Origin of the sequence: Synechocystis sp. FACHB-908 (assembly GCF_014698595.1) — a bacterium.
GTDB lineage: Bacteria > Cyanobacteriota > Cyanobacteriia > Cyanobacteriales > Microcystaceae > Synechocystis.
Map to the genome: position 1 here is coordinate 20,253 of NZ_JACJTH010000052.1, position 11,490 is coordinate 31,742.

An 11,490-nucleotide genomic window follows, 5' to 3' on the forward strand; every position below is an offset into this window, starting at 1 on the left:
ATTCTAGGCTTAGCGTCTGTTTTTTCCCTTTTCTGTAATAACCTCTATTCAGGCAAAATTTACTAGAGGTTAATGGCGATCGCCAATGGGAAAAGCAGTTGCCTTTGGCATTGTTGCTAGATTCGGATGTACGAAAAGCTCAATTGCTACAAGCATAGTCCGCCCGGTTCGCTTTGCTCTCCCGGCTCCTAAAAAAATGATTATCCAGTTGTTGGTTTGTGGGGTTTATCTATTTGGTCGCTTTGCTCCATTTTTAAAGGAGCGTTCCGGCACGCCCCCCTCACTGGACTACAGCAAAGCAAAAATGTAATGGCGATCGCCAAAAGATCGGTCAAGTCATATTCGTTCCAATGACCATTTCAACCCTTAATTGTTCTGGTTAGCGACAAACCGATTAACGAGTTCAACATCAATATCTAATTCCTTGGCAATTTCGGTGATTGTCAGGCCTAATTTCTTGAGCAGAGGTATAGTTTCTAGTTTCGCCTCCAGCCTACCTTCTAGTTTGCCCTCCAATTTGCCCTCTAATTTTCCTTCCAACCGACCCTCCAGTTTGCCGGCAATTTTACCCTCCTCTAAAATTTCTTGATAGACAGCGGATTCCTTCATAATTTCACTCCTTAAAATTGTCTTGATCAGCTCAGGGGCCAGCAAAATTCCTCCAAAAACTGAGGTCGCTGCCATGAGATTTGCTTTAACTCGATTATCCTCAATCTGTTCCAATGCAGTCGCCACTTCCCTCAATTTTAATGTAGGGTCAGAGGTCTGCGTCAATACCGCTAGGGGCAATAGCCCTGGGCTTTGGAGAAACGCTTCCGATGGTTGCTCCCAAAGCCGAATCGCTTGGTAACGGTGCAAAGTCTCTCCCACTTGAAAACTATCCTGATAAACCAAGTCATTACTACTACGCTTTAAGTAGATGACAAATTGATGCATCGTCTTCTGGGGGAAACGGCGATAAACCCTTACCCGATAGTCCAACATGCGAAAACCCATGGTGGGGTCAGGTTCGGTTTGGAATTCCAGATGCAACACTAAGTCTTCCGATTGCTCCAAAATCAGGGAGTCAGCCCGAATTGGCTCCAAGGATAATTCCGTTGGACTGAGCTTGGTCAATTTGATTGGTCGCCCTAACAACCAGGCGGCATAGTCTTCGGAAAATGATTCGGCAAGGAATTTGCAGAGATTGTCAAACATACCCAAATTTTACTGGCGATCGCCTTGAGTAACTTCAGTTTGGCGGGAAGGGAAAATCCTCAATAGGTTATGGCTGTTACGTCCAACCCAGAAAAGTTTTAGTACAGTTGATAGTGAAGCTCTCCCCATAAATTATGCCTGCCAACGTGCTACCAGAAATTTACCGCCCCAGTCGGCGAACGGTTTATGAGTTGCCCCTTTACGCCTGTCCGGTATCAGCCGGTTTTCCCTCTCCGGCGGAGGACTATTTAGAGGGCAAGTTAGACCTCAATCAATATCTGATCAAACATCCTGCCGCCACCTTCTTTGTGCGAGTGACTGGGGATTCAATGATTGGAGCCGGGATTCATGCCGGGGATATTTTGATTGTGGATCGTTCCCTGGAGCCACGGGATGGCAAGGTGGTGATCGCTGTGGTCAATGGGGAACTGTTGGTTAAACGGTTGAGGATGGAAAAGCAAAAAATTTATCTGGCTTCTGAAAATTCTGACTATCCGCCCCTGGTCATCACCGATTTAATGGACTTTGAAGTATGGGGCGTGGTCACCAATGTGATTCATCCCCTATGAACAGTATTGCCCTGGTGGATTGCAATAATTTCTATGTGTCCTGTGAGCGGGTCTTTCAACCCCTATTAAACGGCAAGCCGGTGGTGGTACTTTCCAATAATGATGGTTGTGTGGTGGCGAGATCGTCAGAAGCCAAGGCTTTAGGAATCAAGATGGGGGTGCCGCTGTTCAAAATTCGAGATTTGGTTGAGCGACATAATATTCAGGTTTTTTCTTCCAATTACTGTTTGTACGGCGACTTATCCCACAGGATAATGACCAGCCTGCAATTATTTAGCCCTGTCGTGGAAATTTATTCCATTGATGAAGCGTTTCTGGAACTGACTCCAAATCAAAGTAATACAAATTATGGGGAAGAAATTCGGCGTTGCCTTAAACAATGGGTAGGCATTCCCGTTTCTATTGGCATTGCCCCCACTAAGGTACTCGCTAAAGTGGCAACTGATGTGGCAAAACAATCCGGGGCTGGAACATTTTGTTTAGACAAAGCAGAAGCGGCTGATACTATTTTGGCAACGATGCCGATCGCCGATATTTGGGGCATTGGACGACGGTTAGAGAAGTGGTTTACCACTAGGGGCGTCTCAACAGCCTTGCAATTCAAACAAGCCAATCCTGAACTTATCCGCAAAAAAATGGGGGTCGTGGGGCAACGGCTATTACTAGAACTCCAGGGTATTTCCTGTTTACCCCTAGAACTAATTCCTAACCCAAAGCAAGAAACCTGCGTTTCCCGTTCCTTTGCTCAAGCGGTAACGACATTGGATGAATTACAAACGGCGATCGCCTTTTTTGTCAGTCGGGCGGCGGAGAAACTGCGGCGACAACAGCAAACCCCAGCAGTGATGATTATTTTTGCCCGCACCAGCTTCTTCATTGAGCAACCAATTTCCATCTCCCAGACGATTGCCCTGCCGACTCCAACCCATTACACCCCAGAATTACTTAAATTGGCTCAAACCAGCCTCAAACAAATCTTTCGACCCCATCATCCCTACAAAAAAGCTGGCGTGATAATGACCGGGTTACAGTCGGAACGCATTGTGCAAGGCGATCTTTTTGAACAACCACGGGATACGGAACGGCAACAGCGGCTTATGTTGACGGTGGACCAGCTTAATCAAAAGTTTGGCAGGGAAACTTTGGGTTTTGGTATTTTCGGGCAACAACAGGATTGGCGGATGAAGTCCGACCTACGCTCTCCCCGATTTACAACGGCTTGGGATGATTTGCCAGAGGTAAAGGCAGGATTTTATTAGGAGTTTGATGGCGCAGCGTAAAGCCTACCAACTGGCGATCGCCAAAAGTTCTTGCTGGTTACTGATAGGAGGCAAAGTCCGCCCAGCTAAAGCCCGGCTTTCTGTGGGGTCTATATTTGATGGCACCGTGGATTACCACCGTGCATTGAGAATGTAGGCGATCTATCCATAATCAATCATATATTTCAAAGATCCAATTAAGATTTTTTAAACATATTTTTTATCAGGGATATAAAGAACTCATAAATATCGGTGTAAAAGTTGATACACAACTGCAATAATCAATCCTATCAAAGCTCCCACTGGGCCAAAGAAAAAGATTGAGGTCATCGCTAATTCCAAGGGTTTATCCTGAACATTAGTGGAGAAATTATTGACAATGAAGATTCCAGCCATAACACCAAAAGCATAGCCTACCAATGCAGCAAGTAATGCAATGCCTATAAATTTGAGCATATTTCTAGTTTCATTTAAACCAAGAAAAAAGAATAAACTTTAATATCAGGAAGGTAAGAATAAAGATGTGGTTCCCGGCACTTTGTGGTCGTCGTCCCTCCCTTTTTTTACTGCCTCCCCACCCCCCCGCCGGACGAAAGCTAACTATCAAGGCACAAAGTCACTGACCGGCGGCCCCCCGAGTGGGGGCAAGACAGCAAGAGATAAGCCTGAACTTTGATATTCCCCCATTCCACAGGGTTTGCCGGTATAGCGGCGGGGAAAAATCATTGCTCAACACCAAAGGAACAACCCTAAACCTTGCGGGGAATTCTACGATGGTTGCCCCTTGTGCGCCGCACCACGCTAATCGGTAAATGGCGATTGCCAAAAGTTCTTGCTGGTTAATGATGGGAGGCAAAGTGCGCCCAGCTAAAGCCCGGCTTTCTGTGGGGTCTATATTTAGTGGCACCGTGGATTACCACCGTGCATTGAGGATGTTGTAGGCGATCGCTAAGTTTTACTAGGGGTTTACGGTAATGGCCAAAAGATCAACCATATTTAGTCCAATGACCATTTCAACTTCTAATTGTTCTGGTTAGCGACAAACCGATTAACGAGTTCAACGTCAATATCTAATTCCTTGGCAATTTCGGCAATTGTAAGACCTAATTTCTTGAGCAGGGGTATGGTTTCCAATTTGCCCTTGAGTAAGCCTCGTTGTTCCCCTTCCCGTAAAATTTCTTGATAAACAGCGGATTCCTTCATAATTTCACTCCTTAAAATTGTCTTGATAAGTTCAGGGGCCAACAGAATCCCTCCAAAAACAGAGGTTGCTGCCATGAGATTTGCCTTAACTCGATTATCCTCAATCTGCTCCAATGCAGTGGCTACTTCCCTCAATTTTAATGTAGGGTCAGAGGTCTGCGTCAATACCGCTAGGGGCAATAGCCCTGAACTTTGCAGAAATGTCTCCGATGATTGCTCCCAAAGCCGAATGACTTGATAACGATGCAAAGTCTCCCTTAACTGAAAACTGTCTTGATAAACCAAATCATTGTTACTACGTTTCAGGTAGATGACGAATTGGTGCATCGTCTTCTGGGGAAAGCGGCGATAAACCCTCACCCGATAGTCCAACATCCGAAAACCCATGGTGGGGTCAGGTTCCGTTTGGAATTCCAAGTGTAAAACCAAGTCTTCCGATTGCTCCAAAATCAGGGAGTCAGCGCGAATTGGCTCCAGGGATAATTCCGTCGGACTGAGCTTGGTCAATTTGATTGGTCGTCCCAGCAACCAGGCGGCATAGTCTTCGGAAAAGGATTCGGCCAGAAATTTGCACAGATTGTCAAACATATCCAAATTCTACCGGCGATCGCCAAAAGTCCCAATCGATTTGATTCGCCCTGATAGTTGAGAACTTTGGCAACAATTACTAGGGGTTTATAGGCGATCGCCAAAATAGAAGTCAAGCCATATTCCGGCGAATGGCCATGTCAACTCTTAATTATTTTGGTTAGCAACGAATTTATTAACCAGTTCAACATCAATGTCTAACTCCTTGGCAATTTCGACAATTGTAAGACCTAATTTCTTCAACAGGGGTATGGTTTCTAGTTTCGCCTCCAGCCTACCTTCTAGTTTGCCCTCTAATTTTCCTTCCAACCGACCCTCCAATTTGCCGGCAATTTTACCCTCCTCTAAAATTTCTTGATAAACAGCGGATTCCTTCATAATTTCACTCCTTAAAATTGTCTTGATCAGCTCAGGGGCCAGCAGAATCCCTCCAAAAACAGAGGTTGCTGCCATGAGATTGGCCTTAACTCGATTATCCTCAATCTGCTCCAATGCAGTGGCTACTTCTCTCAATTTTAATGTAGGGTCAGAGGTCTGCGTCAATACCGCTAGGGGCAATAGCCCTGGGCTTTGGAGGAATATCTCCGAGGGTTGCTCCCAGAGCCGGATCGCTTGGTAACGGTGCAAAGTCTCTCCCACTTGAAAACTATCCTGGTAAACCAAGTCATTATTACTACGCTTTAAGTGGATGACAAATTGGTGCATCGTCTTCTGGGGGAAACGGCGGTAAACCCTCACCCGATAGTCCAACATCCGAAACCCCATGGTGGGGTCAGGTTCCGTTTGGAATTCCAGATGCAACACCAAGTCTTCCGATTGCTCCAAAATCAGGGAGTCAGCCCGAATTGGCTCCAGGGATAATTCTGTTGGACTGAGCTTGGTCAATTTGATTGGTCGTCCCAGCAACCAGGCGGCATAGTCTTCGGAAAATGATTCAGCGAGGAATTTGCAGAGATTGTCAAACATACCCAAATTTTACTAAGGGTTTAATCTAATCCATCCAACTTATCCAAAAGCTTTAAGCCCTCAGTTACACTACCCCGGGCCGCCATTAACCGAAAACGATTATAAGCATCAAATTCAGTCAGAGCAATGGTTGAAAGCTCCTCAACTAACTTATTCACACTAATTCCCCTAGACTCTGCAAGCTGCTTAAGTCTGGAGTGTTTATCATCCGGCATCCGTATCGTTAAAGTACCCATGGTTTAGCCCCTCAATAAGTGCTCTGGTTTCAAAATGGACAAGTGAGGAAAAATTAACTCTGTTCCTTGAAAATCCTTAACATTGTTGGTCGCAATATAGTGGGCATTACCAGAGATTGCTAACTCAATCAAATGATTATCTCCCTCATCCCTTAAATTGGGTCTCCACAGATAGTAAATATTAATCCACTCACAAACTGACATCAAAGCCTCTAGTAAACTAATAACCTCAGTGCGGCTCAAAAGACATTGACTGATAATCTCTTTACGACCCACTACAGCTTCATACTCGGCAAATAAAGCATTTCCCATAAGCGGCTGATACTCACTCAGCAAGCAACGTCTAATTAGTTCCCTACTTGGCCCCTGAGAACCAATCAAGGCACCCACAAAAACGCTGGTGTCAATGACAATTCGGTTATTCACAAAGCAAATGATAGCACATACACTGTCATTGTTAAATTTTCTTCTCCAGTCATTGGCGGCGAACGGCTTGGGATGAGTTACCAGAGGTTAAGGCAGGATTTTACTAGGGGTTTAAAGGCTCATCCGTGATGGCGATCGCCTAATGAAAACTACTCTACTCATCAATTGATTTTCTTAGGGCCTTAACTGCACTGCGTTTGGTTTTAGCATCCAGACGTTTTCGTTGGGAACTGCGGGTTGGTTTTGTGGGCCTGCGTGGTTTAGGTAAAGTTATAACGCTACTGATTAACCCTTGGAGTCGTTTTAGGGCTTCTTCTCGATTCTGCTCCTGGGTACGGTGGGATTGGGCTTTAATAACCACAATGCCATCTTTAGTAATGCGCTGATCATTAAGGTTTAACAACCGTTCCTTATACACATCGGGTAAAGAGGATGCCCCAATATCGAAGCGGAGGTGAATGGCGGAGGCCACTTTATTCACATTTTGACCTCCTGCTCCCTGGGAGCGAAGAGCGGTCATTTCGATTTCTGTTAGGGCAATACTGAGGCTTTTAGTTATCTGCAACATAATATTTTTATTTTCTCACCTATGACAAAAATGAGGAATCGTTAGCCCTGGAAAAAGTATGGAAACCCAGGCGATCGCCGCCAATCGGTTACCCTAGAAAGCAGAAAGGGAGAGCCACTAAATCTCCCCATCCTATTTGATACGCAAAAGGAATTCTAACTCACCATGGCAACCGTTACTGATACAGACCTAAAGGAATTGAAAGACTTGGTCATTGAGGTCAAGGTGAGCCAGGCAAGAATGGAGGCTCAGTTAGCGGGCATAGATAAACGGCTTGATGTCATTAAAACCAGGGTGGGCGGACTAACTAACTGGATTGTTGGCATCCTGTTTGCCCTGGTTGGTGGATTGCTGGGACTGTTGGGCAAAGCGATTAGAAAAGAAAACGACCCGGTTAATGGCGATCGCCGCCAATCCGTTACCCTGAAAGTAGAAAGGGAGAGCCGCTAACTCTCCCCATCTATTGCACAAAATTTAATTGGAGTGTAGCACTATGTCCACTGTTACCGAGTCAGACCTCAAAGAATTAAAAGATCTTATTGTTGAGTTGAAGCTGGGACAGGCTGAAATGAAAGGACAGCTTGCAGGTATCGATAATCGCTTGATTAGACTGGAAACCAAGATGGAAACTAAGTTGGACACATTGGAGCCATCAATTCAAAAAATCCCAGATCTGGCCGAAAAAGTTGGGGAGCTAAAAAACTGGAAGCAAATCGGTCTAACTCTTGGAGGTGCAATCATCGGGGGAATAATCACCTACCTAGCAAGGAATGCCAACCCTTAAGAATAGGTTTTATTTCATTGGCCTTGATTGCTAAATATGTTCACACAACAGCGGGATCTACTTGCATTCTGCTTGGAGCAACCGGCTACCATTCCCCAAGCTCAAACTGATGAATCGGTAGAGAAGTTAGGAGTCACACTTTACCTATCGGCACAACGTAAATTTAAACTGCCTTAACATAATTCCGAGGGGGCACATGACCACCATTACTATCGATTAAAGGCAAGGGAGTATTTATACTTATTGCAACTTATAAAAACGACGAAATAAGGGTAGATTATAGTGAAATAAGAGTAGATTATGCTAAGCAGTAGATAGAATAAACAAAGCTTATGCCCCAGATGGTTAATTGACAGTGGGAGAATAGCTTAAACAAAACTTAACAAGAATGATGTAGCCCCTGAAGGACAAGTATCAATCCATACACTACTAGATAGCGATGGTTCTAGTGTGATGTGCGCTGATTCTATAGTGGAGATTAATATTTTACTTTTTCAAAAGCGAAAATACACCACTTGTCATTTTTATTTTCAAAGTAGAATCTATAAGTACCAATAATTGGTTGTCCAGCTGCGTTGCTAGCATTAACCCTGATTTTATATATGGCACCCTTTTGATCGTTACTAATCGAATTATCACCTAAAATTTTGTAATCCGTGGGAGAGAAGAAAGATTGTTCAACGAATGAATTACACCAATATTTTTCTTCACGGTCGCCATTTATAACTGTTCTAAAATAATCTTCTATCGGGTTTTTTATCTTATTTCCGTTAGTTAATTGTACTTCTGGTTTTTTGTCCAGTTCTACTGGTTGTTTTTTGTCTGTTTTTTCTTCTCTTTTTTTCAATTCGACATTTACTATTTCTCCATGTTGTTTGATTTTTCCCTCAGCAGTTTTAGAAAATGTAGTTCCAGGTGGTATGTCTGAAAGTTTCTTAATTCCTTCAATACGCTTTTTAAAAGCATTTTGCTTATTAGTTAATAAGTTATCATTACTAAGCTGATGAGCTTCATTAAGTAATTTTTGTCCAGTAGCAAAAAGAGATTTTCCAGTTCGTTCATTTTCTAGACTTTGATTGGCAATTGATAAATTTTTCTCATAAAAATTTCTATTATTATTGATTTCTAATAAAAATTTCTCATCTAACCCGGTTACAGAAATCTTATTTAATCTGATAATAGCTTGTTGCCATTTATCGATGATATTTTGCCATACTTCAATAGAATGAGGAGGATTTTTAGCTAAATTAATAGCTTCTCCAGCCAGCTTCTGAGCTTCGTTAAAATTTTGATTTAATTCATTGAGAAGAATTAAATTTTCTTTTTTTTCATTTATTTGTTGTAAAGATAACTCAATTTTTTGCTTATAATCTTGTGCAGCCTCGTAGGGTAAAAAAGGACAGTTACGAATTGCAGAAAGTTTTTTAATTATAATTTCATGGTCTAAAATCAACTGTTCTAGGTTATTAATATCATCTGTAGATTGCTGGGCACTATAAGAATTAATAAGATTTTCAGCTAGCTCGATATAAGAATAATTTTGATTTCTATAAAATACGAATAATGCTATAAGTCCTACAACTAAAAAACCAGAAGTAACCTGTACAATCAATAATAAGTATTTTTTTACTGATTTGTTGTAATTTCATAGTAATTATTAATCTTCAAATTATCTACCAGTTCCTACCATTACAGAAGCACAAGTTTCTTTAATAGCGTTGGTAATTACTTGACCATTTCTAAAGAACATTTGCTGAGAAGCAGTAGCAATTGCATTGGTATTTGTAACACCATTCCTATTCATATAAACTTTAAACCTATCATTGTAACTAGAGGTAGCATTTTTAACAGAATCAAAATGGGGCTTATTATACGACCTTGCTTGACAATAAGTTTCGACATAATAATAACCAGCATAATCAAATGCTGCTTCCGAGTTTTGTTCTGCTTTTTTAGACTGTTCTGAATGCATACTTTGAGCAAAAACAACGCTGCTTAAAGCTGTAATTGGGGTTAATATTAATAAGCTAATAAGTAATTTGATTTTCATTGAGCCAGTCTTGTCTTTGAGCATGAGAAGAGGATTGTTCATAGGTTTTGCAGTGTAGTAGTTTATTTGCACGATGGATATACCCTTAAAGATATACGCACTCTAGAAACACAATCTAAGATATTTCTAAAATGTAATATTTCTTTACGTTCACTGAGTTTTCCTAATTTGTCTGAAACGGTAAAAAAATCTCAATAACACCATCTAGTTCACCACTAGAAAAGGATAGAGAGGTCCTCCATAAAGTCCAAGAATACGAAAAGTGAGATTATCGCACTTCTAAATTTGTACTTCCTCCATCTGACGGAGGCCCGGGAGAAAATTCTTAAAAGGGGGTGCCATTCAACTGACACCCAACAGATTGGCGATCGCCTCACCCTCACCGGCTCCCTCACGATCCATGGGGATGACCGCAGTTTGACCAGGCAGGCCACTGGCACCGAAGACATTGATTGCGGTAGCTACGGCGATCCCAGCTCCAATGCAGAATCCAGGAAAGGCCTAAACCATCTTTGATTAACCTATTATCCGGCGATCTAGAAAGAGGAAAATTAACTAGCCTTCAAAAACTGAGCATCACGTCCATAATCCTTAATCCGCTGACCAATGGCAGACATTAATGAGGCTAATTGAGAAGAATCCAGATGGGTAATAAATTGCTCGGGGGAAAAAGCTACAGGAGAAAGTGACGAGTAGTAGTCGGAAGCAAAACCGGGCTTCAGATCATCACAAATGCGAATCAATTCCTGAAAGTCAGAAATTGAAGGACTTACTACACCATTACGGATTTGAGAAATATTTGTTTCACTGCGACCAGATGCAACTGCTAAGGCTCTCCCTGATATTCGCCAATGCTTTAACTTTTGGTTAAAAATCTCTGAGAAGTCCATTTTTTTACCCAACAACGATAATCTAGAATATACTTTTATGTGAGGATTAAAAGGTTGCTCCCTCAAGAGCATCCTATCATAACGTCGAAGGCATTCCCAATAAGCCTTCCATAGTTACCCAGCCCATAACTATTATGCCACAGCTTTTTAAGCCAGCATTGGCGGAAACTCAGGATACTCCAGAGAAACATCTATGACTAGGATTCATGTAACTTATGAGTTTTTGTATATCAAGGCACGTTCTTTTCCTGGCTGTTCAGTTAAACAGTATCTAATTTATTTAGCATAGGTTTACCTTAAGCCTTTATACCTGCAACTAGACACTTTCAGAACTTAATTGCATCAATCAGATCAGCGCCTTATCTCCGTAAATTCACGCAAATAGACCTCAAATTTGCCAAAAATGGCTCAATGCTGAAAATCAAATTGCAATTTAGGAACTTACTTCCACAATTTTTATCCTTTACCCAAATAAAAAAGGCGGAGGGCCTTGAGCACCCAACGCCCCCAAAAAATCATTTAATATGACTCAATTCTACAAGCTAACCAGCCAAACCATCGATCAGTTAATCGCCGCCGATTTACCAAAGTCCGCCCATAAGCTCTGGCTATGGATTTGCCGCCTTGATCCCTTTGGGAACCGCCAGGTGCAGATCACTTGGGAAAGGGCCAAGGAAGTCCTGGGCATCGGCAAGACTACTTTCTATCGTGCCCTAAATCAATTAGTTGATGCAGGGTTACTATTTAGCCACAG

Annotated in this window: 17 protein-coding genes and 1 pseudogene; 8 read left to right on the forward strand and 10 right to left on the reverse strand. The window is 42.4% G+C overall.

Going from position 1 to position 11,490, the window contains the following annotated elements; genetic code table 11:
- Positions 1-85: 85 nt before the first annotated feature.
- Positions 86-310 (forward strand): hypothetical protein, encoded by a 225-nt coding sequence (locus H6G46_RS18175; RefSeq protein WP_011153662.1) that lies wholly within the window; start codon positions 86-88, stop codon positions 308-310.
- A 56-nt stretch (positions 311-366) separates the two neighbouring features.
- Here the strand turns inward: H6G46_RS18175 and H6G46_RS18180 are convergent, their stop codons facing one another.
- Positions 367-1,197: an Rpn family recombination-promoting nuclease/putative transposase gene (locus tag H6G46_RS18180; RefSeq protein ID WP_011153661.1), complete on the reverse strand. Its 831-nt coding sequence runs from the start codon at positions 1,195-1,197 to the stop codon at positions 367-369.
- Between the two features lie 134 nt (positions 1,198-1,331).
- Here H6G46_RS18180 and umuD point away from each other — a divergent pair, with 134 nt between their 5' ends.
- From umuD to H6G46_RS18195, 3 genes are read left to right on the forward strand one after another with little or no spacing between them, the layout of a single operon-like run.
- Positions 1,332-1,766, forward strand: a complete 435-nt coding sequence (umuD, locus tag H6G46_RS18185; RefSeq protein ID WP_011153660.1) for a translesion error-prone DNA polymerase V autoproteolytic subunit — start codon at positions 1,332-1,334, stop codon at positions 1,764-1,766.
- A complete protein-coding gene (locus tag H6G46_RS18190; protein WP_011153659.1) occupies positions 1,763-3,025 on the forward strand; it encodes a Y-family DNA polymerase in 1,263 nt (420 codons plus the stop codon). Before umuD ends, H6G46_RS18190 begins: the two co-directional genes overlap by 4 nt.
- A 7-nt stretch (positions 3,026-3,032) precedes the next feature.
- On the forward strand, positions 3,033-3,182 hold the full coding sequence (locus tag H6G46_RS18195; protein WP_158711138.1) for a hypothetical protein: 150 nt from the start codon (positions 3,033-3,035) through the stop codon (positions 3,180-3,182).
- 83 nt (positions 3,183-3,265) lie between these two features.
- On the opposite strand, the gene H6G46_RS18200 is transcribed toward H6G46_RS18195, so the two are convergent.
- From H6G46_RS18200 to arfB, 6 genes are all read right to left on the reverse strand, one after another.
- Complete coding sequence (locus tag H6G46_RS18200) at positions 3,266-3,481, reverse strand: hypothetical protein (protein WP_011153658.1); 216 nt, start codon at positions 3,479-3,481, stop codon at positions 3,266-3,268.
- Positions 3,482-4,045: 564 nt separating this feature from the next.
- Positions 4,046-4,816 carry an Rpn family recombination-promoting nuclease/putative transposase gene (locus tag H6G46_RS18205; RefSeq protein ID WP_011153656.1) on the reverse strand — a complete coding sequence of 257 codons (771 nt, stop codon included), beginning with the start codon at positions 4,814-4,816 and terminating at the stop codon, positions 4,046-4,048.
- Positions 4,817-4,963: 147 nt separating this feature from the next.
- On the reverse strand, positions 4,964-5,782 hold the full coding sequence (locus tag H6G46_RS18210) for an Rpn family recombination-promoting nuclease/putative transposase (RefSeq protein WP_011153655.1): 819 nt from the start codon (positions 5,780-5,782) through the stop codon (positions 4,964-4,966).
- 20 nt (positions 5,783-5,802) lie between these two features.
- The gene (locus H6G46_RS18215) at positions 5,803-6,018 is read right to left on the reverse strand and encodes a toxin-antitoxin system HicB family antitoxin (protein ID WP_011153654.1); all 216 of its coding nucleotides are present in this window, start codon (positions 6,016-6,018) and stop codon (positions 5,803-5,805) included.
- A 3-nt stretch (positions 6,019-6,021) separates the two neighbouring features.
- Complete coding sequence (locus H6G46_RS18220; protein ID WP_011153653.1) at positions 6,022-6,444, reverse strand: putative toxin-antitoxin system toxin component, PIN family; 423 nt, start codon at positions 6,442-6,444, stop codon at positions 6,022-6,024.
- Positions 6,445-6,598: 154 nt separating this feature from the next.
- Entirely contained in the window at positions 6,599-7,012 is a 414-nt protein-coding gene (arfB, locus tag H6G46_RS18225; protein WP_011153652.1) for an alternative ribosome rescue aminoacyl-tRNA hydrolase ArfB, read from the reverse strand.
- A gap of 165 nt (positions 7,013-7,177) precedes the next feature.
- Between arfB and H6G46_RS18230 the strand changes: the two genes are divergently transcribed.
- Positions 7,178-7,462 (forward strand): hypothetical protein, encoded by a 285-nt coding sequence (locus H6G46_RS18230; RefSeq protein ID WP_011153651.1) that lies wholly within the window; start codon positions 7,178-7,180, stop codon positions 7,460-7,462.
- Positions 7,463-7,505: 43 nt separating this feature from the next.
- Positions 7,506-7,796 carry a hypothetical protein gene (locus tag H6G46_RS18235; RefSeq protein WP_011153650.1) on the forward strand — a complete coding sequence of 97 codons (291 nt, stop codon included), beginning with the start codon at positions 7,506-7,508 and terminating at the stop codon, positions 7,794-7,796.
- A 478-nt stretch (positions 7,797-8,274) separates the two neighbouring features.
- Here H6G46_RS18235 and H6G46_RS18240 read toward each other — a convergent pair whose 3' ends face one another.
- A complete protein-coding gene (locus tag H6G46_RS18240; RefSeq protein ID WP_011153649.1) occupies positions 8,275-9,408 on the reverse strand; it encodes a hypothetical protein in 1,134 nt (377 codons plus the stop codon).
- Between the two features lie 57 nt (positions 9,409-9,465).
- A complete protein-coding gene (locus H6G46_RS18245) occupies positions 9,466-9,888 on the reverse strand; it encodes a hypothetical protein (RefSeq protein WP_199303660.1) in 423 nt (140 codons plus the stop codon).
- Between the two features lie 243 nt (positions 9,889-10,131).
- Here H6G46_RS18245 and H6G46_RS18250 point away from each other — a divergent pair, with 243 nt between their 5' ends.
- Positions 10,132-10,362 carry a hypothetical protein gene (locus tag H6G46_RS18250; RefSeq protein ID WP_041428267.1) on the forward strand — a complete coding sequence of 77 codons (231 nt, stop codon included), beginning with the start codon at positions 10,132-10,134 and terminating at the stop codon, positions 10,360-10,362.
- A 35-nt stretch (positions 10,363-10,397) separates the two neighbouring features.
- Here H6G46_RS18250 and H6G46_RS18255 read toward each other — a convergent pair whose 3' ends face one another.
- On the reverse strand, positions 10,398-10,748 hold the full coding sequence (locus H6G46_RS18255) for a helix-turn-helix transcriptional regulator (protein WP_223211232.1): 351 nt from the start codon (positions 10,746-10,748) through the stop codon (positions 10,398-10,400).
- 512 nt (positions 10,749-11,260) lie between these two features.
- Here H6G46_RS18255 and H6G46_RS18260 point away from each other — a divergent pair.
- Positions 11,261-11,490: pseudogene (locus tag H6G46_RS18260) on the forward strand (hypothetical protein); the annotation flags it as partial.

What these genes read in the sequence shown, in the direction of transcription:
- H6G46_RS18175 (WP_011153662.1), top strand. Translation starts at nt 86, where the DNA reads ATGGGAAAAGCAGTTGCCTTTGGCATTGTTGCTAGATTCGGATGTACG.
- H6G46_RS18180 (WP_011153661.1), bottom strand. Translation starts at nt 1,197, where the DNA reads ATGTTTGACAATCTCTGCAAATTCCTTGCCGAATCATTTTCCGAAGAC.
- umuD (WP_011153660.1), top strand. Translation starts at nt 1,332, where the DNA reads ATGCCTGCCAACGTGCTACCAGAAATTTACCGCCCCAGTCGGCGAACG.
- H6G46_RS18190 (WP_011153659.1), top strand. Translation starts at nt 1,763, where the DNA reads ATGAACAGTATTGCCCTGGTGGATTGCAATAATTTCTATGTGTCCTGT.
- H6G46_RS18195 (WP_158711138.1), top strand. Translation starts at nt 3,033, where the DNA reads ATGGCGCAGCGTAAAGCCTACCAACTGGCGATCGCCAAAAGTTCTTGC.
- H6G46_RS18200 (WP_011153658.1), bottom strand. Translation starts at nt 3,481, where the DNA reads ATGCTCAAATTTATAGGCATTGCATTACTTGCTGCATTGGTAGGCTAT.
- H6G46_RS18205 (WP_011153656.1), bottom strand. Translation starts at nt 4,816, where the DNA reads ATGTTTGACAATCTGTGCAAATTTCTGGCCGAATCCTTTTCCGAAGAC.
- H6G46_RS18210 (WP_011153655.1), bottom strand. Translation starts at nt 5,782, where the DNA reads ATGTTTGACAATCTCTGCAAATTCCTCGCTGAATCATTTTCCGAAGAC.
- H6G46_RS18215 (WP_011153654.1), bottom strand. Translation starts at nt 6,018, where the DNA reads ATGGGTACTTTAACGATACGGATGCCGGATGATAAACACTCCAGACTT.
- arfB (WP_011153652.1), bottom strand. Translation starts at nt 7,012, where the DNA reads ATGTTGCAGATAACTAAAAGCCTCAGTATTGCCCTAACAGAAATCGAA.
- H6G46_RS18230 (WP_011153651.1), top strand. Translation starts at nt 7,178, where the DNA reads ATGGCAACCGTTACTGATACAGACCTAAAGGAATTGAAAGACTTGGTC.
- H6G46_RS18235 (WP_011153650.1), top strand. Translation starts at nt 7,506, where the DNA reads ATGTCCACTGTTACCGAGTCAGACCTCAAAGAATTAAAAGATCTTATT.
- H6G46_RS18245 (WP_199303660.1), bottom strand. Translation starts at nt 9,888, where the DNA reads ATGAACAATCCTCTTCTCATGCTCAAAGACAAGACTGGCTCAATGAAA.